The sequence below is a fragment of the Bacteroidota bacterium genome (assembly GCA_016714535.1).
Taxonomy (GTDB): Bacteria; Bacteroidota; Bacteroidia; order AKYH767-A; family OLB10; genus JADKFV01.
On the sequence record JADKDR010000012.1, the window covers coordinates 181,939 to 208,841 of the forward strand.

The window sequence follows — 26,903 nt, forward strand, 5'->3', positions numbered from 1 at the left end:
TTCCAAATGAACTATTTTTTCAAAGTTATTTTTATTGTCCTAGCGTACTTGGGTTGCTCCTTTGCGCTTTATGCGCAAAGCGGTGATACAACCGTAGTGCAAACACTCAGGTTCGATAGTACAATGCGGTCAGGTGTTTTTAACTTTCCTAATGATAGCACCAAGACCTATGAGAAAATACTCATGTTGTATAGCATGCGTTGTAAAAACGGGCAAATAAGCACAGGGCAAAATCCAAACCTTGGTTGTGGCGAGTGGGACTATAACTGTTATACCTATGTTATTGACAGCACACAAACTGATTCGCTGCGCAGTACTGCTAAATCACACATCGTCAATAATTTTAATGGGCCTGTTTATTACTATACCAATCAACCGGTTTATCAATACACCGTTTCATACCAAACGCAGGTTAATTACTTGTCCATTATATCTCAGGATTCTGCAATTATAGGCAACGGTAATATGGGAGTACACTACCCTTTCGATTCATCAGCTAATGCAAAAACACAATTTCTGTATACAGCGGCAGACCTTACAGCAGCAGGATTGTTTGCCAATATGGATATAACCGGCCTTCGTCTTGATGTTGCACTTGCAGGCAGTAGTTTTAACCACCTTCGCATACGCATGAAACACACATCAGCTAGCAACTTAAGTTCAGCCTTGCCTGACTTGGGTGGATATCAAACCGTATACTACTTTAACAATACCATTGCAGGTGCCGGTTGGAAGCAGTTCAACTTCAACAATAATTTTAATTGGGATGGAATTTCTAATGTATTAGTAGAGTTTAGTTATTCAAATTATAACACCGGTTCCGAAAATACCGTAAACAGTACCGCATCATCGTATATCAGTACCGTTACAAGCAACCGCACCGATAAGCACCTAACTTGTGGCAATAACCTGAGCCTGATAAATCCGGGCAATGGATTTGCAAATTCTATTTCGAATGAAATTACCATTGCCTTTTGGAGCAAAGGTGACAGCACAAAAATCCCATCAAACAACACCACCATTGCCGAGGCGGTAGGCCAAAATAATGAGCGACAAATAAACATACATATGCCATGGAGCGATGCAAATATCTACTGGGATTGCGGTAATGATGGCAGTGGCTATGATAGAATTAACAAGGCCACCACGCCTCAGGAAAGAAGCGGGCAATGGAATTTTTGGGCCTTTACCAAGAATGCGCTAACCGGTGAAATGAAAATTTTTCTTAATGGTAAACAATGGGCTGTGGGTACAGGCAAATCGAAAAGCATTGATATAAAATCAATGGCCATTGGAAGCGATTTCGGTCATAGCATTTTTTACTACGGTGGCATGGATGAATTCAGCATCTGGAATAAAGCACTCGATTCAGTAGCACTCAATCAGATTATGTACAAGGATATTGATAATACACATCTCAATTACAGTAACCTACTGCTTTACTATCAACTTAACGAAGATGCAGGAAATACCGTAGTTGATGCCTCTCCCTTGGGCAATCATGGAAATATATTTAACCCCGACTACCGCATAATAAAGGGTGCTGATTTATTCCGTAATTTTAGTGAGAGCAGCAACCTGGCAAATTGCACCTTTTTACAGGGAACGTATACTACCTCTGTTGTAAACAATTTAGTAACCGACTCGGTGCAGTTAATACCAAACAGTATAATCAGTTATACAACCACTAATGGCAACCTTGTAATTGTAGATACTACCTATTCGTGGCTACAGGGCTATTATTATATTTATAATGACACCAGTGCAATTATAGACTCAATGTATGTTTCAGGAAATGACTCCATTGTAATTGGCACGCTTACCTATTATCAAAAACGACCTATGCGCGTGGAACTAATTAATTTTATTACTCCCTATGGTCTCAATCTTAACCTGAATGGGCTGGTGGGAAAAACATGGGTATTTGATGTAACAGATTTTGCTCCAATATTAAAAGGACCACGCTTCCTTGCTATGGAAGATGGCAAATATCAGGAAGACAACGATATCACTTTTGTATATTATGAAGGCACACCTCCACGCGATGTAAAAGCAATGCAACAGATATGGCCAAGTGGCTCATGGGTTTCTCCATCGTATACTGATATAGTTAACAACACGTTTTTTGAACCACGCGATATTGTGTTAGACAATACAGCAAGTTTTTTTAAAGTAAGAAGTGCCATAAGCGGGCATGGTCAACAAGGCGAATTTGTGGCACGCAATCATATCATCAGCCTTGATAGTACCATCAACTTTACCCGCTCGGTTTGGACTGAGTGTAGTACCAACCCCATTTACCCGCAAGGTGGCACTTGGATATACGATCGTGCAGGGTGGTGCCCCGGTGCTGCTGCTGTAACCAAGGAATATGACCTTACTCCTTCGGTACAGGCTGGCGATACCATTACGCTTGATTACAGTTTACCTCCTCTTGGCAACCCCGGGCAATCAAACTATCGTGTCAATAATCAATTAGTAACCTATGGTGCAGCAAACTTTAATCTGGATGCATCCATCGATTTTGTAAAAGCTCCTACCACACGCACCGAGTATCAACGCATAAATCCGCTGTGCGCAAATCCAGTTGTAGTCTTAAAAAACACAGGAGTTACATCACTTACCAGTGCTACCATAACCTATGGCAGAGTGGGAGGCATTACGAGTACGTACTCATGGCAGGGCAACCTCGCTTTTTTAGATACGCAGGAAGTAACATTGCCTATTCCCGATTGGGCATCTTCGCCCTCCGACAAATTTATTGCCTATGTAAGCTTGCCTAACGGCAATGCCGATATGTATGCCAATAACGATACATCTTACAGCACTTTCACTGTTCCGGTGCAATTGCCTTCGTATATCTATTTTGAATTAAAAACCAATAACCTGCCGGGACAAAACAATTATACCCTGAAAGATGATGCAGGAAATATTTTAATATCACGCAGTGGCCTTTCGGCCAATACGGTTTATCGCGATACGGTAAATCTTGTTAACGGCTGCTATATACTACGCCTAAAAGATAATGCAGGCGATGGCCTCTCTTTTTGGAATAATCCCAATCAGGGTTCCGGATATATCAGAGTAAGAAGTGCTGTCAATAATGCTTTAATACGCTCTTTCACAAGCGACTTTGGCGATAATATTTATTTTCAATTTACGGCAGGCTTCTTGTTGCCTGTTGCAGAAACTGCATCAGAAGGCATTAGCGATATGACCATATTTCCAAATCCCGGAGCGGATTTGATTATGGCAAATATAACTGCAAGCCAAGGACAAGTGATGCATTTGTATATTTCTGATTTGCATGGAAAGATGGTATATACTGATACGTACCTTCAAAATCAGGAGCAGGAAAAATTGAATTGGATGTAAGTAAATTGCCGCAAGGTGTTTACCAGGTTAGCGTACTTGGCAATGGTACTAAAATATGCCGCAAACTTGTATTGATTAAGTAAGCAATTACTTACGATAAAAGTTCATTTCGTCAATGTAATTATAAACACTTTCGGGAAGCATATATCGAACATCCTTGCGCGCCTTTATTTGTTCGCGAATAAAACTCGAGCTCAATTCTATGATAGGTGCGCTGGTGTAAATTACATTTTTGTGCTGCTCGTAAGTGCGCGTGGTGGCAGTAGTGCGGGGATAAACATAGATGCGATAATTGTCAAGAATTTGCTCATAATTTTTCCACTTATGTATGGTTTCGATATTATCGGCACCCATAATCAAAGCAAATTGCTTGTCGCGAAATCGTTCTTGCAAATACGTTAGTGTATGAATGGTAAAAGATGGTTTAGGCAAAGAAAATTCAATATCCGATGCTTTAATTTTATTATAGTCTCCTATGGCAGTGCGCACCAATTGCAGGCGATGATAATCCTGCAAGAGCGTCCCAATGGGCTTTAGCGGATTGTGAGGACTAACAACCATCCATACTTCGCTCATGCCTGCAAATTCACACATATATTGGGCAATAATCATATGACCGTTGTGCACAGGATTAAACGAACCAAAAAACAATCCAATTTCCATCACTATTCGTTTAAAAATTTTGTTACCAGTTGACCGGACATTTCGCAGGCTAAATCAAAATCATTGTTAATAATAACCCGGTCAAAATATTTCTCATAGGTCATTTCCAATTCAGCTTTGGCTACACGCTTGCGCAGGCTTTCGTCCGTTTCGGTGCCACGCTTTACCAGCCGCTTGTGCAACTCGGTTATGGATGGCGGCCTTACAAATACAGCCAGACATTTATCACCAAAGCTCTCTTTAATATGCAATCCTCCTTCAACATCTACATCAAACACAGTAACCCTGCCCGCTTTGTTTATGCGCTCAATTTCCGACTTTAATGTTCCATAGAAACCATTGGCATAAACTTCTTCCCATTCAATAAATTCATTGTTAGAAATTTTGGCCTTAAACTCTTCTATAGAAATAAAATAATAATCAACACCATGTTTCTCAAACTCACGCATCGGGCGAGTTGTGGCCGACACCGAAAAGGCAAGCTGACTGTTGGTAGCCAATAAAAAATTCTTGATACTGGTTTTACCACTACCCGAAGGCCCACAAAAAACGATAAGTTTCATGCGGTGAAAATACAAAAGGAAACCAAAAGATTTTCGCAACCGGTATTAAAAGATTAGGCTATGAGACTGTTTAATTGCTATTCAACAAGGATTAATTTCTAAAGTCACAAAAAAATAAATACGTTTGTGCACATCCATTCACTATAAAGCATTTTATGACAGACACTATTCTTGTATTAGGTTCATCGGGTCAGATTGGAACCGATCTTGTTCATACCCTGCGCATGCAGCTTGGTAATGACCGCGTAATTGCAGCCGACTTAAAGGCGCAACCCATTTTGCTTGGCGATACCGGCCCGTTCGAATTTGTTGATGTGTTAGATGACAAAAAAGTTTTTGAAATAATAAAAAAACATAAAGTTACCCATGTCTATTTGCTGGCAGCATTGCTATCTGCAACTGCCGAACAAAAAATAAAATCGGCATGGCGACTGAATATGGAAGGTTTGTTCAACCTGCTTGAAATAGCACGTGAGCATACCTACCTCAAAATATTTTGGCCAAGCAGTATTGCCGTATTTGGGCCCACCACACCCAAAGTGCACACACCACAATATACGGTAATGGAGCCTAGCACGGTATATGGCATAAGCAAACTGGCAGGCGAGCGTTGGTGCGAATATTATTTCAATAAATTTAAAGTGGATGTGCGTAGCATTCGATACCCGGGATTAATTAGCTATAAAAGTGATCCGGGAGGCGGCACTACCGACTATGCAGTGGCTATCTATCACGAAGCGCTTAAACATAAAAAGTATAATTGCTACCTGCGCGACAATACGCGCATGCCTATGATGTATATGCCCGATGCCATACGTGCCACCATACACCTTATGCATGCCGTTGCTGATAAAATAAAAATACGATCCTCGTATAACTTAAGTGCAATAGATTTTACTCCGGCAGAAATTGCAGCTACTATCAGGCATCATATTCCCGATTTTACAATGACAAACGAGCCTGACTATCGTCAGGCCATTGCCGATAGCTGGCCACAAAGTATTGACGATGCAGAAGCACGCTCGCATTGGGGCTGGAAGCATGAATATGATCTGGATAAAATGACGGCAGATATGATGAGCAACCTCAGGCAGCAATTAAAAGTAAGTTGATGCACTTATCTTTATTCACTTACAACAATTAACAGAAAAAGGCATTTCAAAATCAATCGTATCTTAGCAATCAATACACAAATAAGCAATTGGGACTCTTCTCTAACATATTCGGCAAAAAGGAAATAGTACCTGTTACAGATTTTTCATCTATTAAAACCGATATACACTCGCACCTCATACCTGGCATAGATGATGGAGCCAAAACGATGGACGATTCCATTGAACTGATACGTGCGCAATATGCTCTTGGCATACGAAATTTTATTACCACGCCTCATATTATGAGCGACTTTTTTAAAAATACTCCCGAAATAATTATTGGCGGACTGAATGAATTGCGCTTAGTGCTGAAGCAGGAAAACATTGAGGTACAAATAGATGCAGCAGCCGAATATTACCTTGACGAGGGCTTTGTAAAAAAACTTGATAGCGAACCTCTACTTACTTTTGGTGATAATTATTTATTGTTTGAGATATCTTACATCAATGCACCTGAAAACCTGCGCGATATAATTTTCCGCATTCAAACCAATGGCTACAAACCCATACTTGCACATCCCGAGCGCTATCCATTTTTCTACAACCGTTTCGATGAATATAAAAAAATACGTGATCTTGATGTTAAGCTACAGCTTAACATAAATTCGCTATCGGGCTATTACGGTGCCGATGCTAAACGTGTAGCCGAAAAATTAATTGATGCCAATCTGATAGACTTGATAGGTAGCGATATGCATCATCAGCGACATGCAGCAGCCATGCGCCTTGTTTGCAACGAAAAATATTTTAGTAAAGTTGCATCCATAGATTTGTTGAATAAGACCATCTTTTCGTAATCGTGTGCAATGCTAAATCACACTGTTACCTCCTCCACAAAAATTTCTGAGAATTTATTCCTCTTTGACCCAAATGAGGATGACTTAAAGTCGCTTTATTATAAAGTTGCTATCAATAACTTGCAACATGAAATTTACAGAGTGTGCCACTCAAAACTTTAAACCAATGCATCATATATACTCATAGTTACATCATGGTTTTGCTTCACCTCATACACTGACTTGGCTACTGCTTCATCTTGCTGTTTGGGTTGCAAAGGGTGAATAAATCTTTTAAGTATGCTATGGCGACTTTAAATATTTTTTATCTATAAATATTAAGTAATTACAATTTAGCAACCACTAACTCCATCATCCTGCTCATCACTTCATCGCTATCAAATTTATTTTTCACATCCGGTATTTGCAATAGTTCATTCATGATAACATCTTGCTTTTTGCTTACTGCCAGAGCTTCGTTGTAGGGGATGTGGCTAAATGACACCATGCTATAAAGTGGCATCCATTTATCCGGATGTTTTGCAAAAAAAGCACCTTCTATTTTCTTTCGTAGCAAAAACTGTTCATCATTAACCAGGTCGCGCATTTCAATAAAATTGTTTAAGGCAAGTTCGGCAATGCCATCGCCTGCAGGTTTGCGCTTTTGCTCGTATTCCTTACAAATATGTTCCCAATTGTGGTCGTGTTTTGTAATCAGTTCATTAAGTGTAAAGCAATCTTCGAAACCACAATTCATACCTTGACCATAAAATGGCACAATGGCATGCGCAGCATCGCCTATCAGCAGCATGCGGTTGCGAAAAGTCCAGGGTGCGCACCGCACAGTCATTAGTGCCCCGGTTGGGTTTTGAAAAAAGTCTTTCGTTAAGTTAGGCATCAATGGCACCGCATCGGGAAACTGTTGATTAAAAAACTTCAACACATCCTCTTCGGTTTGAAGTGCTTCAAACGAGGTGTCGCCTTTATGTGGAAAAAACAACGTACACGTAAAACTTCCATCCGGATTAGGAAGTGCTATGAGCATATAGCCTCCACGTGGCCAAATGTGTAGTGCATTTTTTTCAATCACAAAGTTTCCTTCGTAGCCTGCTTCTATGCACAACTCCTTATACCCGTGTTCCAGATATTGCTGCGAGTAATTGAATTTTTCGGTAAACTGCATGGGCAAGCGTGATGGTGAATATGCACCATCACTACCCATTATAAAGTTACATGTTTTCTCCTCTGTTTTCTTTGTCTGATTGTTATTAATAACAATGGTATTCGTTTCCAAATCTACTTTGGTAATAGTTTCATCAAAACGTATAATAGCACCGTTACGCTCGGCAGCATCCATCAATAAGCAATTGATATCTCTTCGCGAAATGGAATAAATAGCCTGCCCTTCTTTGCCATAGCGTTGAAAATTTTGTGTGCCATCGGGAGCATGCACTTGCCGGCCATGCATGGGTATTGCATTATCGCGTATAAATTGGTCGAGACCCGCTCCTTGCAACCCTTGCCAACCGCGGTCGCTAAGGGCAAGGTTTATACTCCTGCCTGCCGATATATCGGTTTTGCGCATATCGGGCCTGCGCTCGTGCAGGGTAACTTTGTAACCCTGCTTACATAAATATACTGCCATGAGCGAACCTACAAGTCCGGCACCTAATAATGTGACTTCGCGTTTTTCCATTTTTTTTATTTAATTTAAATTGATGCACGTTGGCGCTGTGCCTCATACATAATGATAGATGCAGCTGCTGACACATTGAGCGACTCAATGGTCCCTTGCATGGGTATTTTAAACCGCACATCACACAATCTCAAATACTCGGGCGATATTCCTTTGTCTTCGCTTCCCATTATAATTGCAACAGGTGTAGTTAAATCCACAAATGGCAATTCCTTATTCGCCTTTTCATTACTGCCTACAATGGTTACTCCACTTTGTTTCAAAAAGTATAGTGCCAGCTTTAAATTCGCTTCGCGGCAAATGGTAATCTTATGCAAGGCTCCAGCACTTGTCTTTATAGAATCTGCATTAACCGGAGCATTGCCCTGAGCAGGAACTATGATTGCATGCACACCCATGCACTCTGCCGTGCGGGCTATTGCGCCAAAGTTGCGCACATCGGTCACTTTATCCAACACTAACAAGAAAGGCACTTTACCTTCTTCAAACAATTGAGGCACCACATGCTCCACTAGTTGATATTGAATCTCGGAAATAAAAGCAATAGCTCCCTGATGATTAGCACGTGTAAGCCGGTTTAGCTTTTCTACAGGAACCTGCTGATACAACAAATTATTTTTTTTGATATGCGCACGCAGTTCATTCATTAGCGGATTGTTGATGCCCGACTGTATAAATATTTTTTCAAACTCCTTTCCTGCGTCTATTGCTTCTATAATGGCACGTATGCCATATACTGCTTGTTCATTCATCACCACGGTATTATCGGTCAAAGATGGGAATGCATATTAGTTTTTCAAAATTTTGATTTCACCCTTTCGCCACATATCCACCATGCCGGTCCAGGGATACTCATAACTTATGGAACGAATGAGTTGATAATCGTTGTCAGAAAAAGGATTTTTTACACGAGCAAAGGTAAACCTCACACTATTTTGATTGAATAGTGTGTACGCCCAGGTTTCTTCTTTATTGTTACGGTACACCTCGGCAGGAGGTCCAAACACAATATACATCATACCTCTATCCGTTTTCCATCCCGAAGTATAACTCGTAAAAAATTTATTTGTCTGCTGCACCCGCTGAAAATAAAGCTCTTGCAACTTCTTCACATCGGACTCATTCCCTGCACATTTCAACCAGAAATCATCAAAGTGCTTGCTTCCCCCATCGCTATTGATAATCGAATTATACTCTTCGTTGGTGGTAATATATCGCATTTGCTGTTTCATCTGAGCAGCGCTACGTATACGAGGATAGTCATTGTCTTCATATATCAGGGTAAGGCCATCCTTTATCAAAGTATCGTATTGAAAATGATACAGTCCTATAAAATCGGGAGCAAACACATCTGTATCAAATGTGAAACGATATGCGCTATCACTTTTATAAGAAAATTTTGTTAGATCGGTTTGTTTGAATGGTGGAGCTGCAATGGGGAAATCATCCTTGAAATAACGTACCCAACATTGCTGGTGAAGACCATCTCCTGTTATCTTATACGCTGCATTATTGCGTACCCAATTGGTATATTGCCAACTGCTGTCATTTATGCTCCATATAGAAAAGTTTATAGCACTCTGCATAGACGAAGCATCTACCCTGATATTTTTTTCTGTGTGCTTACTTCTGTGCAAGTCATGTAAGGAAGCATGAGCAATATACGATGGCAATGCAGGTTTGGGTAGGCGCAATTGCAAGGTTAATGGATTTGCAAGGTTATTCTTTTTTAAAGTATAGCGTTGGCATACAGAATCTATCACTTTTGAAGATGTGTAATTTTCGTAAACCGAAAAAGTAAAATAAACCGAAGCTTCAAATTCACCACTCCCATTTTTAAATAACAACTCGGCAGGATTAATTATTAAAAAAAGAATGGCACTATCCTGAGTATGCTTTACAAATAAATCAGGATTAAGTACCGAAATACCCTGATTGTACATGTTGTTATAATTGAAAGAAGATAATTTTCCCGAATTGCATGACATCAAGAGCCATGAAACAACCACAATAATTGAAATATTAATACTACCTTTTAGCATGAAGAATAAATAGGGGGGGCAAGGTATTTAATATATTACATTAGCTATTTAAGCATATAAAAAATTACAATTCCATCATACTGTAACCGGTATCTCTTCATAGTACTTTAGTATCTCATCAAAAATGGAATAAATTTCTTGCAGGGAGTTTGATCTTACAAGCCTCATTCGGAAATCTTTAAAATGATCAAGCCCCTTAAAATAATTGCTATAATGCCTGCGCATTTCTAAAATACCAACCACACCATTTTTCCATTTAATAGAAAAATCGAGGTGCTGTTTGCAAACCTCAACACGTTCAGCTACGGTGGCTGCAGATAACAACTCCCCGGTTTGCATATAATGTTTGGTTTGATTAAAAATCCACGGATTGCCAATGGCTCCGCGGCCAATCATAATGCCATCAACCCCATAAGTATCGCGCATTTGTTTCGCTTTCTGCGGACTATCAACATCGCCATTTCCAAAAATTGGAATCGTAATAGCAGGGTTGTTTTTCAACTCTCCAATAAGTGTCCAATCTGCCGCGCCCTTATACATTTGTGCTCGGGTACGTGCATGAATGGTGAGTGCTGCTATGCCAATATCTTGAAGTCGCATGGCCACTTCAAGTATATTCTTGGTATTATCATCCCAACCTAACCGCGTTTTTACAGTTACCGGTCTTGTTGCCTTGTTAATTACTGCCTGTGTCATGGCAACCATCTTATCAATATCTTGCAACAATGCTGCACCTGCACCCTTACATGCAACGGCTTTTACCGGACAACCATAATTAATATCTATTAAATCGGGCTGGGCGGCATCTGCGATAGCAGCAGCCTCCTCCATGGAGTGAATATCACTGCCAAAAAGCTGAATTCCAATAGGACGCTCATATTCGAAAATATCAAGCTTCTTTACACTCTTGGCAGCATCACGTATCAAACCCTCGCTCGAAATAAACTCAGTGTACATAAGGTCTGCACCTCCTTGCTTGCATACTGCGCGAAAAGGCGGATCGCTTACATCTTCCATAGGGGCAAGCAAAAGTGGGAATGTCCCCAGGTCTATATTTCCGATTTTAACTCCCATTATTTTGTGAATGCAAAAATATTCAAAAACGAACAAACATCAGCAATAAAAAAGCCGCGCATGTTGCACGGCCTCTTCATTACTTTTTATTTACCTTATTGCTTTATGATTCGTGTGGTATAATTGGTATCACCACCTATTACGGTAACTGCATAAATTCCCTTTTGCATACCATCCGTATCAAATACGATGTTGAACTTACCTTTAGCTAAGTTTTTTGTTGGTATTGTTCTTACTAATTTGCCGGTAACATCGGTTACATTAATCTGCACATCACCTGCTGGCATTTCATTTACCAGTAGTTGCACCATATTGATGGTAGGATTAGGAAAGGTTACAATCGAATTCTCCTGCTGCATAACTTGATTGATTGATGTTGAATTAAGCGATTGATAAAAAGCGGTTTTGTTATCGCTGTTACCCTGTTGTGATATGGTTGTATCGTACGAAATAAAAAACTGATTAAGTAAATCTCCAGCATCAGCCGAAAACCAATTATAAGAAGTTGAACTGTATGTTGAAATTTCAGGAGGCAAAGGTATTCCAACATAAACCATGGAGTCTGTATGGGCTTGTTGCGTTTTTACGCGTAACACATTACTGTAGGTTGCTAGTGGTGTAATTAGGGTGCCATATCCATCGCTTGCAAAATTCGCTATTCCTGACCGATAAGTTGATACGGTTATACCCAAATTAGTTATGGAGTAAGAAGCCTCATAGGTATCGCTCCATGTCGTAGTGCTATTTGTTGGAAACTGCATTACCGTTTGTGGATTGCTAAATGTAAATATTAAATCTATTCCTTGTTGATTTGCGGCTACTCCTAACAATTCCACCAATGTTGAAGTTGCATTATAATACGAATAGGCAACTGTTCCGTTTGGATCAATAGCGCCTGCTATAGTAGCCAAGGGAAAATTTGACGAAAACGGTGTTACCGAGGCTACTACGTAATCAACTTGATTTGCATTGCCTAAACTTACTGCATTCATAAAGTTCCAGGTCTGATTGGCTCCTCCGCTGCCTTCGCTCAGTGCAGCTGCATCTAATTCTGTATCAACTATGGTAGTTCCGATGCCGGGAAAATGCGAACTATTAATAACGGGTTGGGCATATACTAAACTTGTAAGAAGTATAGCCGGAATCAATGCGTAAAATTTTTTTCATTTTTTTGGATTAATTATTTTCACAAAAGTAAGTTTTAATAACGAAGCCTTACACTACCTAACCAAAAAACTTAAACAAAAAAAGCCACATGCATTATGTGGCTTATGGTGGTGGTGACAGCTGGAATCGAACCAGCGACACAAGGATTTTCAGTCCTTTGCTCTACCAACTGAGCTATGTCACCGTTATTTTGGAGGCGCAAAAGTAAATTTTAAATTTTTATGTGCAAATGTAAGTGTGAAAAAAACCTTTCGAATACGATTCTTGCGATTTCTTTCGGTTTTTAATGGCGTTTTGCCGGTTTTTAAAAGGATATAAATGCCGCAAAAAACATTCATAATTATCCAACAAACTAGCAAAAGAAATGCCCTGTACTTCTACAGGGCATTCTCCAAATATTACAATTCAATAATTTTAATTCATAATCACTCTGAACGATTGTTCGAATCCTGAAACTCTTGCTCGTAAAATGTATGCGCCCTTTGCCAAATGCTGCATGTTATAGGTACGCATATTCTCACCCTCAAAAGAAGCTTCAGACTTTACGAAAACGGCTCTTCCGGCTAAGTCGTAAACGGCTATTTCAAGTGTTCCACTTTCCAATGCTTCAAAGCTCAGATTTACAATTCCATCGCTTGGATTTGGGAATACACCCATACCAATAATCATGCTGCTGCTTTCAATATCCTTTGCATTTCCAAGAGGACAAACAATCGAAATAGCGTTAGAAGTATTTTGTACGATACCAAAATATTCAAGGTTTAATTGCTCTATTACATTTGCAAACTCAGTTAATGTTGGAGTAAGTCCTGCACAGCCACCTAATTTCTTTTGAGCATCCAGGAATATCGTATTAACGCTTTGGCCGTTGTATACCGCCATGCTACCTGTTAAGCCTTGCACAAGCGCATTACCATACCATACGGTATTAAGCGGAGCAAAATTAGGATCATACAGATCGAACACCAAATTCAGCTTCATTGCAACCAACTGAGCAGCAAGTTTATTATTTAATGCTACCCCAGTTGGATTTGTAAAGTTAATAGGCAACACTGCTGAGCCTGCATTACTTTGTCCATTTAAGAAATTACGTACAGCCGTTACACTTGTTAATGTAAGTGTTTTGCTTCCTACACAACCACCACCTACAACAAGCGAACCTGGGAATGCTGCTGCAAAATTATTTTGCAAGTAGGTACCCGCTTGTGTAGCGTTGCCGTTTGGATTAATATTCCATGTATCAATTTTTTCTGTTCTCCAAGGCTTAGTTGCAGGATTACACGAATAATTTGGCGATAATACGGTTACCGTAGCCTGTGATATACATCCACTTGCATCTGTGACATTAACCAGGTAATTGCCTGCAGTTAATCCAACTGCCGTTGCATTAGTCTGAGCAGGCACTGTATTCCATTGATAAATGTAAGGAGCAGTACCACCTGAAACAACTGCTGTTGCAGTACCATCATTTCCGCCCAGGGTAGATACAGGAGTAGATGACATCGTAATTGAAATAGCAGCCGGAGTGCTTACCACTACCGTAGCAGTTCCTGTGCAACCTCCGCCACTTGTTACCGTAACAGTATATGTTCCTGCAGGAAGGTTAATGATAGATGCCGTATTTCCAGAGTTACTCCACAAGTAAGTATAGGGCCGCCACCACCGCCACTTGCGGTTGCTATAGCCTGCCCATTGGTACCTCCAAAGCAACTTACGTTATTGTGTGCTATGCCTATATTTAAGGCGGCAACATTAGGCAATACGATACATAGGTCAATGGTACAACCATTGGCATCCGTAACGGTTACTGTATGGCTTCCTCCTGATAATCCCGAAATATCCTCAGTGGTAGCACCGTTAGTCCAGATATACGTGTATGGAGGTGAGCCGCCACTTACTGTAATATCTATTGAACCAGTGGTATTACACGTAGGATTAACATGCGTTTGGGTTAATACCATTCCGGATGCGGGCCCGCTAATCGCAACTGAACCGGTTTGAGTACATCCATTTGCATCACTAACAGTAACTGTATAGGTTCCTGCCATTACACCCGTCATGGTATGTCCGGTAGCACCGTTACTCCAAACATAAGTAAATGGACCTACTCCACCTGTAACTGTGGTGGTTGCTCCTCCATTGGAGCCTCCATTGCATGTTACATTCACTCCATTAACTAATACTGCAATTGCTGCAGGTTGGGTTAAAGTAATACTTGCTGTTTGTGTGCATATTCCGTTTGATACCGTAACCGTATATGTTCCGGTTCCAACTCCTGCAATGTCCTCAGTGGTTGCTCCTGTGCTCCAGGTATATGTATATGTACCCGGTGCAGCAATACTTAAATTGACCATGCCATCTAATCCGCCATTACATCGTATTTGGAAACCTCCTGCATACACAGGGCTTGAAAGAATTGGCGTAAATACGCCTTCACTTGCAACCTTTACGCAATAAGTACGTGTGCAACCCATAGAATCTTTTACGGTTACAAAATGACTGCCTGCTGTTAATCCGGTTGCACTGGCATTGGATGTAAAGGCTCCGTTATTCCAGCTATACTCATAGCCGGCAGCATGCACTCCACCTCCGGTCCAGGGAGTTCCTCCTGTAACCGTAATACTGGCAGTACCAACACTGGCACCACAGGTAGCTGGGGTATTGCTGCTTGTTACCGAATCTATTGCAGTAGGATTAATTAATTCAACCGTAGCGGTCACAGTACATGCGTGCGCATCTGTGACTGTCACGGTATAAACCCCTGCACCCAGATTACTTAAGTTGTTTGATAACGTGCCATTACTCCAGAAATATGAGTACGGTGATGTACCTCCGCTGGCCACCGCTGTAGCAGTACCATTGGTGTATCCATTACAACTGATATTTGTGAAGCTGGCATTAACTGCTAGCAAGGTTACATGTACTACCGAAATCGAGTGCGAAGAAGAACAATTGGCAGAATCCGTTATAGTTAATGTGTAGGTTCCTGAAGTATTTACAATTGCACTTAAACTATCCGGACCGATAGCGGTTGCCCCTGCACTCCAAATAAAATCGAAGTTACCTGTACCACCATTCAGGTTAACTACTTTAATCGTATCAAATCCTGCATTGCATAATGCATTCGTTACGGATAATGTAAATGATGGAGCAGTTGGACTCATAATAGTTGTATTGCAAGTTGTGGTGCATCCGTTTATATCTGTTACTAACACGGTATACATTCCAACTGCCAACCCATTAATAGATGCCGTGCTTAATCCGTTACTCCATTGATAGTTATAAGGACCTGATCCTCCGGTAACATTTACAGAAGCAAAACCATCATTTTGGCCGCAGGTAGTAGGTTGACAGAAAATGTTACAGCTTAAAGGAACTGCTGGTTGGTTTACCATAACCGAAGCTTGCATAGTACATCCTGTTGAGTCTGTTACGGTAACTATATAAGTTCCTCCTGTAAGTCCGGTAATGGTGCTGGTAGTGCCTCCATTACTCCAGGCATACTCAAATCCAGCTGCATGTACTCCACTACCTGACCAAGACGTACCGCCTGCTGCGGCTACCGAAGCTGATCCATTGCTTGCTCCATTACAGGTAACATGTATGGTATCTGTTACCAATGCAAGTTGAGTAGGATCTATGAGGGTTACTGAACAAGTGCTGGTACAACCTGTTGCATCCGTTACTAATACCTGATACACACCTCCTGGTAATCCCGTTGCAGTGGTTGTAGTTTGAACTGGAGCACTGTTCCATACATAAGTTGTAGGACCGTTGCTGCTGATAACATTTACAGTTGCCGTGCCGGTATTAGATCCATAACACAATGGATTGGTGCCGGTAGCGCTGCAATTCACGGTTATACTTGAGTTAGTAGTTGTGCTTGCAGATGTGGTACATCCATTCGCATCTGTTACCGTAACCGTATAGGTTCCTGCAACCAATCCTGTTATAGAAGCAGTAGTTGCCGCATTGCTCCATGCGAAAGTATATGGAGAAGTTCCACCACTTATAGTAGTAGTAATAGCTCCATTATTTAAGCCACAGGTAGTATGGGTAGTATTAAGCCCTACTGTAATAACTGCAGGTTGAGTAACACTAAATGTAGCACTTATTGAACATGCTATCGGCAACGATGCATCTGTTACCGTAACCGTATAGGTTCCGGCAGCCAGGCCAGTTAAATTAGCGGTAGTAACACCATTATTCCATAGATACGTATAAGGCATTGTGCCACCTACAGTTGTGGTTACTATACTTCCATTGCTTCCTCCATTGCACGAAACCGCGGTAATATTGCCGGATACCTGTAGTGTAACATTTTGTTCTACAATCATACATTTCACTGCCCAACATCCCAGGGAGTCGGTCACGGTGACATAATAGGTTCCTGCTACAAGTCCAATTGCTGTTGAAGTAGTTTGGCCATTCGACCAAACATATTCATATCCGGCAGGGTGTGCACCCAGACCAGACCATGGCGTTCCACCTACAACTAATCCTGCACTTGCAGTGCCATTGGCTCCTCCACATGAGGCATCAGTTACAAGGCTATCTATTGCAATTACAGCAGGTTCTATTATGGCAGCTGACCCAGTTATGGCGCAGCCATTGGCATCTGTTACTGTAACGGTATATGTTCCTGGAGCAAGGCCACTTATTGGGGTGCCATTGGCACCGTTGCTCCAATTGTAGGTGTATCCTGCCGTTCCTCCGCTGATAAGCGCATCAAGCATTCCATTATTAAAGCCATTGCAGGTTACATTATTTGCATTTATTGTCAATGCTAATGCTGCCGGTTGCGTTATTACAATACTACAAGTTACCGTGCAATTATTAGCATCCGTGGTGGTAACCGTATATGTGCCTGCCGCAACATTGCTTATAGACGCGGTAGTTTGACCACTACTCCATAGATACGTGTATGGCAAGGTACCACCAATAACCGTTACAGAAGCACTTCCGCTGGCATTGCCATTGCAGGTAAGATTTGTTCCTGTTATTCCGCAAACTAGTTGAGCTGGTTCTTCAATACAAACTTCTACCGTATCAATGCATCCGTTTGCTTCAGCCTCAACAATATACTTGCCTGGGCCAAATCCCATAAAGGTGTGACTTCCTGCTGCTGATACCGGGCCAGAAAGAATAGCACCGGTCGTATCCTTCAACGTATAATTATATGGGGCAGTACCACCCATAGCGGTAGCAGTTATTTCTCCATCTGCCAAACCAAAGCATGTAACATTAGCAACCACAGCAGTAACCATTACTGGCGAAGGTTGTGATATTGTAAATGATGCATTTGCTGCACAGCCATTGGCATCAATCACCGTAAGCGAATAAGCACCTGCTATAAGACTGTTTATGGTAATTGGATTAGGCATCAAGGCGTTCAAGCCGCCACCATTAATCGAATACTGATATGGGCCCGAACCACCGGTTGCTCCAAATGTTACCGAGCCGGTACCTCCATTGCATAAAATATTTACAACCGTAAGCGGGTCAATAGTAACTCCACTGGCAGGTTGCGTAAGAGTAATGCTAGCAGTAAAAGTGCAACCATTGGCATCTGTAACGGTCACCGTATAAGTACCTGCTGCCAATCCGGTTGCAGTTGAAGAAGCTTGACCGTTAGACCATAATAATGTGTAAGGCGGTGTGCCTCCGCTAACATTTGAAATGGTAGCACTTCCGGTGCTTGCTCCAAAGCAAAGGATGTTTGTTCCGGTAAGCGCATCAGCAATGATTGCCGAAGGCGCTGTTAATGTTACCGAACAAGAAGTAGTGCAACTATTTGCATCAGTAGCTGTTACTGTATAGGTTCCTGCACCCAATCCTGATATACTTTGATCCGTTAATCCATTGGACCATACATATGTATAAGGCATGGTGCCTCCAACTGCGGATACCGTAGCTGTTCCATTGGTTCCACCATTACAATTGATATTGGTTCCGGTTGCTACACAGCTAACAGCCGTTGGTTGACTTATTGTTCCACTACAAGTTGCTGTACAACCATTTATATCTGTTACAGTAACAGTATATGTTCCAGGTGCTAAGTTGGTGGCATTGGCATTGGTATCGCCATTGCTCCATAAATATGTTAAGGCACCGGTACCACCGGTAACCGTGCTGCTAATAGCACCGTTGGCTGCTCCAAAACAAGTTATATTGGTGGCAAGGCAACTAATGCTGATAGAAGCAGGAGCTGCAATAGAGATACTGCAAGTAGACGTACATCCATTCGCATCAGATACGAGTACGGTATAAACCCCGGCTCCTAATCCTGTTGCAAGTGCATTGGTTTGAATAGGGGCGGTATTCCATATGTATGTATAGGGAGGGGTGCCACCCGAAGCAGTAACCGATGCTTTGGCCTGCTGCGTGCAGGTTAAAGGATCTATCATGGCAATGCTGCACGTGCCAGCAATTGGCTGTGATATGGTAACGCTTCCGCTAACGGTACATCCACGAATATCTGTAACAGTAACCGTATAGGTACCAGCACCAAGGCTTTTAAGGCTTGCTTTTGTTTGCCCATTACTCCATAAATAAGTATATGGCGCTGTTCCTCCGGACACTTGTGCTTGCGCACTTCCATTTAATCCACCATTACATTTAACATTAGATGATGATATAGATAAAGTAACCGGTGACGAAGGCTCTGTAATCATGATACAAGAAATGGTTATGCAACCCTTGGCATCTCTAACTCTTACCCAATATGCACCTGCAGGTCCGCTAAGTACCTGATTGGTTCCCTGTGCATTATTAACGCCATTTAGAGTAGCTCCGAATGGAATATTATACCAATCAAATATATATCTCGGGGTTGGGCCACTTGCAAATGGAGTACCTCCCGATGGTGTGAGTGTAATTGTTGCATTGTTTCCACCGAAGCAGGATACATTGGTAGCCGTATGCAATACCAGAAGTGCTGGTGGCTGGGTGATGGTTACACTCAATGTTTTAGTACATCCTAATAAATCAGTAACCGTAACGGTATATGTTCCCGCTGCTAAACCGATTACATTTTTTGTAGTTTTTCCATTACTCCATAAGTAAGTATATCCGGGTGTTCCTCCATTTACTACTAACGAAATTGTTCCATTTTTAGATCCATTACAAGATGCATTGGATTTCTTTGATGTTAGCGTAATTGCTGTAGGTTGAGTAAGTACAACCGTGCAAGTAGCGGTACAACCGTTAGCATCGGTAACAGTAACCTGATACGTTCCTGCAACCAATCCTGTAGCAATGGCATTTGTTTGTCCATTACTCCATAAATAAGAATACACAGGCGTTCCACCGGCAGCAACCACCTGGGCTACTCCCGTTGCTCCACCATTACAATTGATAGTAGTTACTATTGAACAGGTAGCGGTCAGCAATGCAGGCTGCGTAACAGTCATTGCTGACATATGTGTACAACCATTACCATCGGTAATAGTTACCGTATACGTACCAGCTATTAAGCCGCTAATATTTTGTGTAGTTGCACCATTGCTCCAGCTAAAGGTATATGGCAAGGTACCACCAGTTGGCGTAATATTTATGGCGCCATTATTTCCGCCAAAGCAACTTACGTTAGTTATGCTTCCGGGGCACACACATCCCAATGCCACTGGCTGAGTCACCGTAAATGTTGCTGTCTTTGTGCATACACCATCAGTAACTGTTACCGTATATGTTCCGGCAACCAAACTTGAAATATCCTGAGTGGTAGCACCATTGCTCCATGCGTATGTGTATGTACCAGAAGGTCCTCCACTTGCACTAATATCAATCACACCATTTGTTCCGCCATTACAACTAACATTAGTAACAGTGCCGCTTATTGTGATGTCTGTTGGCTGTGTTAACGTGCATGAATCGGTTACACTACATCCATTTGCATCTGTTATCGTAAATACATACGTACCAGGTGCAAGACCAGTTAATGAACCTGCTGTTCCCTGCTGAATTCCGCCCGGTGTAAACGTGATGGTATATTCATTAGGAGCCGTACCCGGTGTTCCTCCGCTGATGCCTGTTACAAGCACTTGTCCATTGGCAGCGCCAAAGCAGGTGTTATTTACACAGTTCTTAGTATAGGTTATTGCAGTAGGTTGTGTTATGGTGATAGTATACGTAGTATCACATCCTAATGAATCAACAACGGTAACACTATATGTTCCTGCGGTTAAACCGGCAGCATTGGCAGTGGTTTGTACCGGAACTGTATTCCAGGTATATTCATATCCGGCAGCATGTGCGCCCAATCCGGTCCATGGGGTACCACCTGCGCTAATCGTAAGACATGCACTTCCATTGCTTCCACCATTACAGCTTATTGCCTGGCAAACAGAAATGGCACCGGTCCAGAAAGGTTTATTCATTACAGTAAAGGAACATGAATGTGTGCAACTATTGGCATCTGTAACAGTTACCGTATAGGTTCCTGCTACAAGGCCGGAAATGTTCTGTGTAGAAGCAGCATTACTCCATGTATATGTGTAAGCTCCGGTTCCGCCAGTAATATTGGTTTGTATACTTCCATCATTACCATCAGGACAGGTTACATCAGTTACACTTCCATCACAAACAAATGCCGGGGGAACTATAATCGTAAATACTGCTGTAGTAGTGCAACCTACAGAATCAACTATGGTAACCGTATGTAGTCCGGCTGTTAATGCAGTAAAGGTTCCGTTGTTTTGTGCAGCACCACCATCTATTGAATACTCATACCCAGCAGCATGAGGTTGGGTAAGGTTACCAATCCATGGGGTACCACCTGAGGCTACTACTGTAACACTTCCTGTACCTCCAGGACATGACGGTTGAGTTACTGTAACTGTTTTATCTAATATTGTAGGCTCTGTTATTGTGTAAACTGCGGTTGCACTGCAACCGTTTGAATCTGTAACGGTAACGGTATATGCTCCTTCCGGTAACATATCAAATGTATAATTTGGCACTGTATCCATCACAGATTGTCCATTAGGATCAGGGCTTATCGAGAGATATCATATGGAGCTACTCCATTGGTGATATTAATATCTATATACCCATCGGCACCACCATTACAAGAAACATTACCAATGGTAGCGGTTATAACAGGAGCCGCTATTACATTTACAGTGATAGATGCTCTGGGGCTCTCGCATCCCGGACCGGGGTCTTGCGATACGTAATGGGTAAATGTTCCCGTTGATCCGGTAGCAACTACAGGAGCAGTGGCGCTTCCCGTGCCACCAGTTTGCGAAGCATACCAGGTCAAATTAGTGCCTGTTGCATGTAATGCCAAATCAACAGCAGGGCTATTTTGGCAAACCGTAATCATCGCTGTAACAACAGGAGGGAGCGGATAATAGCACACATTACCTATAGAAATAACTTGCCCAACACTATCGGTTATGGTTATTGTATAAGGCTGTGCATCCACAGTTTTAAAAGTTATATAGGCACTATCGGGCTTTGCAGTTGGAATAAGCAAAGTGCCATTAGCTAATGGAACAGGAGGTGCAGGAGGTGCGGGACTCAAAGCAAAGTCGTACACGCCTGTGCTGGAAGTTACAGTGTATGGAGGAACGCCACCAAATACGGACACCGTTTCCGAAAATTGTCCATCACCCGGTATCAGTCCTGAAGCGTTATCGAGGCACACACATGGATCCGAAATATTGATGGTAAAGCAATTTTTCTGATGAATGGTAACAGATTGCGATAAGGTACAACCATTAGCATCTGTAACTACTACTGTATAAGTTCCGGCCATTAAGTTACTGCGGTCTTCAGTAGTCACAAGGTCATTCCAAAGGTAAGTATAACCCGGAGTTCCTCCGGAAACGGTTATATCTATAAGTCCTGTACCAATTCCAAAACATAGTGAATCAGTATGTGTTTCGGAAATACTTATAGCATCAGCCGGTTGTGTTACCGTATAGTCGCAGGTAGCTGTACATCCGTTTGCATCTGTTACTGTTACTGTATACGTTCCGGCTGCTAAGCCTGTGATGCTTGTGCCCGTATTTGTATTTGAATTGCTCCATACATAAGTTAATGTGCCTGTGCCACCCGAAGCTGTTACACTTGCCGAACCTGTTGATGCGCCATTACATAAAACATTGGTTCCACTGCAAGTGGTTGTTATTGCCGAAGGTTCTGTTACCGTGTAGCTGCAAGTTGTTGAACAGTTATTTGCATCGGTTACAGTTACTGTATACGTTCCGGCTGCTAAGCCTGTGATGCTTGTGCCCGTATTTGTATTTGAATTGCTCCATACATAAGTTAATGTGCCTGTGCCACCTGAAGCTGTTACACTTGCCGAACCTGTTGATGCTCCATTACATAAAACATTGGTACCGGTGCAAGAAGCTGTTATTGCCGAAGGTTCTGTTACCGTGTAGCTGCAAGTTGTTGAACAGTTATTTGCATCGGTTACAGTTACCGTATACGTTCCGGCTGCTAAGCCTGTGATGCTTGTGCCCGTATTTGTATTTGAATTGCTCCATACATAAGTTAAAGCGCCTGTGCCACCCGAGCTGTTACACTTGCCGAACCTGTTGATGCTCCATTACATAAAACATTGGTTCCACTGCAAGTGGCAGTTATTGCCGATGCAGGTTCTGTTACCGTGTAGCTGCAAGTTGTTGAACAGTTATTTGCATCGGTTACAGTTACCGTATACGTTCCGGCTGCTAAGCCTGTGATGCTTGTGCCCGTATTTGTATTTGAATTGCTCCATACATAAGTTAATGTGCCTGTGCCACCCGAAGCTGTTACACTTGCCGAACCTGTTGATGCTCCATTACATAAAACATTGGTTCCACTGCAAATGGTTGTTATTGCCGAAGGTTCTGTAACCGTGTAGCTGCAAGTTGTTGAACAGTTATTTGCATCGGTTACAGTTACTGTATACGTTCCGGCTGCTAAGCCTGTGATGCTTGTGCCCGTATTTGTATTTGAATTGCTCCATACATAAGTTAAAGCGCCTGTGCCACCTGAAGCTGTTACACTTGCCGAACCTGTTGATGCGCCATTACATAAAACATTGGTTCCACTGCAAGTGGTTGTTATTGCCGAAGGTTCTGTTACTGTGTAGCTGCATGTTGCAGTACAGCCATTGGCATCGGTTACTGTTACTGTATACGTTCCGGCTGCAAGCCCTGTGATGCTTGTGCCCGTATTTGTATTTGAATTGCTCCATACATAAGTATAACCGCCTGTGCCACCAGGCTGCCACACTTGCCGAACCTGTTGATGCTCCATTACATAACACATTGGTTCCACTGCAAGTTGCTGTTACTGCTGTTGCAGGTTCTGTTACCGTGTAGCTGCAAGTTGTTGAACAGCCATTGGCATCGGTTACCGTTACTGTATACGTTCCGGCTGCAAGCCCTGTTATGCTTGTGCCTGTATTTGTATTCGAATTACTCCATACATAAGTATAACCGCTTGTGCCACCAGCTGTTACCACACTTGCCGAACCTGTTCTTGCACCAGCAACAAAACATTGGTTAAGGTTCTGTTACTGTGTAGCTGCATGTTGCAGTACAGCCATTGGCATCGGTTACGGTTACTGTATACGTTCCGGCTGCAAGCCCTGTTATACTTGTGCCTGTATTTGTGTTCGAGTTACTCCATACGTAGGTATAACCGCTTGTGCCATCAGCTGCTACCACACTTGCCGAACCTGTGCTTGCACCAAAGCAAGCCACATTTGTTCCGCTGCAGGTTGCTGTTAATGCCGCAGTTGGTTCTGTTACTGTGTAGCTGCATGTTGCAGTACAGCCATTGGCATCGGTTACGGTTACTGTATACGTTCCGGCTGCAAGCCCTGTTATGCTTGTGCCTGTATTTGTGTTCGAGTTACTCCATACATAAGTATAACCGCTTGTGCCATCAGCTGCTACCACACTTGCCGAACCTGTGCTTGCACCAAAGCAAGCCACATTTGTTCCGCTGCAGGTTGCTGTTACTGCTGTTGCAGGCTGTGTTACTGTGTAGCTACATGTTGCTGTGCAACCATTGGCATCGGTTACCGTTACTGTATACGTTCCGGCTGCAAGGCCTGATATGCTTGTGCCTGTATTTGTATTTGAATTACTCCATACATAGGTATAACCACTTGTGCCATCAGCTGCTACCACACTTGCCGAACCTGTGCTTGCACCAAAGCAAGCCACATTTGTTCCGCTGCAGGTTGCTGTTACTGCTGTTGCAGGCTGTGTTACTGTGTAGCTGCATGTTGCAGTACAACCATTGGCATCGGTTACGGTTACTGTATACGTTCCGGCTGCAAGCCCTGTTATGCTTGTGCCTGTATTTGTGTTCGAGTTACTCCATACATAGGTATAACCACTTGTGCCATCAGCTGCTACCACACTTGCCGAACCTGTGCTTGCACCAAAGCAAGCCACATTTGTTCCGCTGCAGGTTGCTGTTAATGCCGCAGTTGGTTGTGTTACTGTGTAGTTGCATGTTGCAGTACAGCCGTTGGCATCGGTTACGGTTACTGTATACGTTCCAGCTACAAGGCCTGATATGCTTGTGCCTGTATTGGTATTCGAATTACTCCATACATAGGTATAACCGCTTGTGCCATCAGCTGCTACCACACTTGCCGAACCTGTGCTTGTACCAAAGCAAGCCACATTTGTTCCGCTGCAGGTTGCTGTTAATGCCGCTGCAGGTTGCAAAATTGTAGCACTCACGGTTGCAGTACATCCGTTGCCATCTGTTACGGTAACAGTATACGTACCTGCTGCCAAACCTGTGCGGTCTTCTGTTGTTGCACCTGCCATCACTCCATACATAAGTGTAAGGTGCTAAGCCCGGTGTGGTGGTTACATCTATTGTGCCTGTTGAAGCTCCGTTACACAATACATTTACATGTGTTTCGGATAGAGCCAAAGTTGTTGCCGATATTACTACCGACTCTATATCACTACATATAGGCGTAGTGCCGGTGTTTTTGCGTATATAATATGTGCCGGTAGCCGAAACAGGGTTAATAACAGCATTGGTTTCATTTTGTGCATCCAATAAGGTACCGTAATATGCGAGTGTGCCTGTAGTACTGTTGTTATCCGTTACCAGCGTTGACAAATCTTTTGTACCGCCAGCACATAATACTGCAGCTGTGGTAACCAAATCAGGAACCTGATTTAATGTTATTGTTAATGTACTTACTGCCGCAGGACATGTTCCGTTAGCATTGGTAGTAAGTGTTACTGTTATTGTTTTTGGGAAAGCGCCAACTAAATCAGAACCTGCCGGAGTGTAAGTTTCACCTGTGCCACTCCATGCACCACCATTGCTGAAAGTACCGCCACCGTTGCTTGTCCAGGTTGCAGTGGTTGCACTGCCGCCAATAGTACCCGTTACGGTAAACACTGTGCCGCAGCACACACAACCTGCTATGTCTGCACCTGCTGTTGCTGTAGGTGCAACATCAATAGTGGTTGTAGCCGAAGTGGAAGCCGTACAACCATTACCATCAGTAACCGTTACTGTAAACGTGCCTGCAGTGTTAACTGATATGGTTTGCGTTGTTGCTGTTGTTGACCAAAGGTAGCTAGAATAAGTACCGGCATCTAAGGTAGTAGAACCACCGGCACAAAATGCCAATGCACCGGTTATAGATGGTGTAGGCAAAGCATTTATTGTTGTTGTTACTGATGTAGAAGCCGTACAACCGTTGCCATCTGTTACTGTTACGGTAAATGTACCGGCAGTGTTAACTGAAATAGTTTGTGTTGTTGCTGTTGTTGACCATATGTAGCTAGAATAAGTGCCAGCATCTAAAGTAATAGAACTGCCAGCGCAGAATGGAGTGTTGCCTGTAATTACCGGTGTTGGTAATGGATTAATTACAAAGTTAACAGGAGTACGACAAGTACTATTGCTTGAACATGCGGCATATAATATGGTAGTAGCGGCGTATTGGTATTTGCCAATACCGAGGGTACGGGATTGAACGGAGAACCACTTCCAACTGGGGAACCTCCAGACGCAACAGTATACCATTCTACCGAACTGAGCGGACCAACTTGCATATTACCACCAACTGGTGGAGTAACCGCAATTGTAATACCTGTTACCCCAGCAGTACCACTAAAAGGTGTGTAAACCAAAATATAGGTTTGTCCACCAGTGAGCGATCTGGTAATTCTTGGGTCGGATGTACATATTGAAGTGTTACCGTCATCATTAGCTTCAACAAAGTTAGTGGCTGGTGTACCAGGTGTAAATGTTCCCTGATATAATTGCATGTGGGTATCACCACTACCACAGCCATTTAAGGTATATGTACCTGTTATTGTAGGTGTTATTTGAATTGTTGTATAAGATACTGTAAGGCTTGCAGAGTATGTAGTGCCACCAATGGACCTGACATCAGTGGGAGC

At 42.4% G+C, this 26,903-nt stretch carries 15 protein-coding genes, 1 tRNA gene and 16 pseudogenes; 3 read left to right on the plus strand and 29 right to left on the minus strand.

Annotated elements, in window-relative coordinates; translation table 11 throughout:
• The first annotated feature begins 6 nt into the window (after positions 1–6).
• Positions 7–3,375, plus strand: a complete 3,369-nt coding sequence (locus IPO27_15490; GenBank protein MBK8847863.1) for a hypothetical protein — start codon at positions 7–9, stop codon at positions 3,373–3,375.
• Between the two features lie 87 nt (positions 3,376–3,462).
• Here the strand turns inward: IPO27_15490 and IPO27_15495 are convergent, their stop codons facing one another.
• Positions 3,463–4,038 (minus strand): nicotinate-nucleotide adenylyltransferase, encoded by a 576-nt coding sequence (locus tag IPO27_15495; GenBank protein MBK8847864.1) that lies wholly within the window; start codon positions 4,036–4,038, stop codon positions 3,463–3,465.
• Between the two features lie 2 nt (positions 4,039–4,040).
• Positions 4,041–4,601: a guanylate kinase gene (gmk, locus tag IPO27_15500; protein MBK8847865.1), complete on the minus strand. Its 561-nt coding sequence runs from the start codon at positions 4,599–4,601 to the stop codon at positions 4,041–4,043.
• Positions 4,602–4,756: 155 nt separating this feature from the next.
• Here gmk and IPO27_15505 point away from each other — a divergent pair, with 155 nt between their 5' ends.
• Together IPO27_15505 and IPO27_15510 are read left to right on the plus strand one after the other, a co-directional pair.
• Positions 4,757–5,713: an NAD-dependent epimerase/dehydratase family protein gene (locus tag IPO27_15505; GenBank protein ID MBK8847866.1), complete on the plus strand. Its 957-nt coding sequence runs from the start codon at positions 4,757–4,759 to the stop codon at positions 5,711–5,713.
• A 107-nt stretch (positions 5,714–5,820) separates the two neighbouring features.
• On the plus strand, positions 5,821–6,552 hold the full coding sequence (locus tag IPO27_15510; protein ID MBK8847867.1) for a capsular biosynthesis protein: 732 nt from the start codon (positions 5,821–5,823) through the stop codon (positions 6,550–6,552).
• A gap of 325 nt (positions 6,553–6,877) precedes the next feature.
• On the opposite strand, the gene IPO27_15515 is transcribed toward IPO27_15510, so the two are convergent.
• From IPO27_15515 to IPO27_15645, 27 genes and pseudogenes are all read right to left on the minus strand, one after another.
• Complete coding sequence (locus IPO27_15515) at positions 6,878–8,227, minus strand: FAD-dependent monooxygenase (protein ID MBK8847868.1); 1,350 nt, start codon at positions 8,225–8,227, stop codon at positions 6,878–6,880.
• A 14-nt stretch (positions 8,228–8,241) separates the two neighbouring features.
• Positions 8,242–8,985: a 23S rRNA (guanosine(2251)-2'-O)-methyltransferase RlmB gene (gene rlmB / locus IPO27_15520; GenBank protein MBK8847869.1), complete on the minus strand. Its 744-nt coding sequence runs from the start codon at positions 8,983–8,985 to the stop codon at positions 8,242–8,244.
• Between the two features lie 30 nt (positions 8,986–9,015).
• A complete protein-coding gene (locus IPO27_15525) occupies positions 9,016–10,269 on the minus strand; it encodes a GWxTD domain-containing protein (protein MBK8847870.1) in 1,254 nt (417 codons plus the stop codon).
• Positions 10,270–10,344: 75 nt separating this feature from the next.
• Complete coding sequence (gene dusB / locus IPO27_15530; GenBank protein MBK8847871.1) at positions 10,345–11,343, minus strand: tRNA dihydrouridine synthase DusB; 999 nt, start codon at positions 11,341–11,343, stop codon at positions 10,345–10,347.
• A gap of 95 nt (positions 11,344–11,438) precedes the next feature.
• On the minus strand, positions 11,439–12,491 hold the full coding sequence (locus IPO27_15535; protein ID MBK8847872.1) for a T9SS type A sorting domain-containing protein: 1,053 nt from the start codon (positions 12,489–12,491) through the stop codon (positions 11,439–11,441).
• Between the two features lie 127 nt (positions 12,492–12,618).
• Positions 12,619–12,694: transfer RNA gene (locus tag IPO27_15540), tRNA-Phe, on the minus strand.
• 230 nt (positions 12,695–12,924) lie between these two features.
• Positions 12,925–14,220 (minus strand): T9SS type A sorting domain-containing protein, encoded by a 1,296-nt coding sequence (locus IPO27_15545; GenBank protein ID MBK8847873.1) that lies wholly within the window; start codon positions 14,218–14,220, stop codon positions 12,925–12,927.
• 359 nt (positions 14,221–14,579) lie between these two features.
• Positions 14,580–14,984 (minus strand): annotated as a pseudogene (locus IPO27_15550) (hypothetical protein).
• 318 nt (positions 14,985–15,302) lie between these two features.
• Positions 15,303–15,734, minus strand: a pseudogene (locus tag IPO27_15555) (SprB repeat-containing protein).
• 36 nt (positions 15,735–15,770) lie between these two features.
• A pseudogene (locus tag IPO27_15560) lies at positions 15,771–15,920 on the minus strand (SprB repeat-containing protein).
• 69 nt (positions 15,921–15,989) lie between these two features.
• Positions 15,990–16,589, minus strand: a pseudogene (locus tag IPO27_15565) (adhesin).
• Between the two features lie 114 nt (positions 16,590–16,703).
• Positions 16,704–17,246 (minus strand): annotated as a pseudogene (locus IPO27_15570) (SprB repeat-containing protein).
• 159 nt (positions 17,247–17,405) lie between these two features.
• A pseudogene (locus IPO27_15575) lies at positions 17,406–17,777 on the minus strand (SprB repeat-containing protein).
• A 129-nt stretch (positions 17,778–17,906) separates the two neighbouring features.
• A pseudogene (locus IPO27_15580) lies at positions 17,907–18,254 on the minus strand (SprB repeat-containing protein).
• 111 nt (positions 18,255–18,365) lie between these two features.
• Positions 18,366–18,707, minus strand: a pseudogene (locus tag IPO27_15585) (SprB repeat-containing protein).
• A 117-nt stretch (positions 18,708–18,824) separates the two neighbouring features.
• A pseudogene (locus tag IPO27_15590) lies at positions 18,825–18,917 on the minus strand (hypothetical protein).
• Positions 18,918–19,040: 123 nt separating this feature from the next.
• A pseudogene (locus IPO27_15595) lies at positions 19,041–19,184 on the minus strand (SprB repeat-containing protein).
• 174 nt (positions 19,185–19,358) lie between these two features.
• Positions 19,359–19,670, minus strand: a pseudogene (locus IPO27_15600) (SprB repeat-containing protein).
• Between the two features lie 105 nt (positions 19,671–19,775).
• Positions 19,776–19,931 (minus strand): annotated as a pseudogene (locus IPO27_15605) (SprB repeat-containing protein).
• 300 nt (positions 19,932–20,231) lie between these two features.
• A pseudogene (locus IPO27_15610) lies at positions 20,232–20,888 on the minus strand (SprB repeat-containing protein).
• 93 nt (positions 20,889–20,981) lie between these two features.
• Positions 20,982–21,272 (minus strand): annotated as a pseudogene (locus IPO27_15615) (SprB repeat-containing protein).
• Positions 21,273–21,505: 233 nt separating this feature from the next.
• The gene (locus IPO27_15620; protein ID MBK8847874.1) at positions 21,506–22,297 is read right to left on the minus strand and encodes a SprB repeat-containing protein; all 792 of its coding nucleotides are present in this window, start codon (positions 22,295–22,297) and stop codon (positions 21,506–21,508) included.
• Positions 22,298–22,645: pseudogene (locus IPO27_15625) on the minus strand (SprB repeat-containing protein).
• Positions 22,646–22,759: 114 nt separating this feature from the next.
• Positions 22,760–23,062: pseudogene (locus tag IPO27_15630) on the minus strand (SprB repeat-containing protein).
• A complete protein-coding gene (locus tag IPO27_15635; GenBank protein MBK8847875.1) occupies positions 23,014–23,739 on the minus strand; it encodes a SprB repeat-containing protein in 726 nt (241 codons plus the stop codon). Before IPO27_15635 ends, IPO27_15630 begins: the two are co-directional and overlap by 49 nt.
• A gap of 272 nt (positions 23,740–24,011) precedes the next feature.
• Entirely contained in the window at positions 24,012–25,298 is a 1,287-nt protein-coding gene (locus IPO27_15640) for a hypothetical protein (protein ID MBK8847876.1), read from the minus strand.
• Between the two features lie 1,068 nt (positions 25,299–26,366).
• The coding region (locus IPO27_15645) for a hypothetical protein (GenBank protein MBK8847877.1) at positions 26,367–26,903 on the minus strand (537 nt) is incomplete at its 5' end.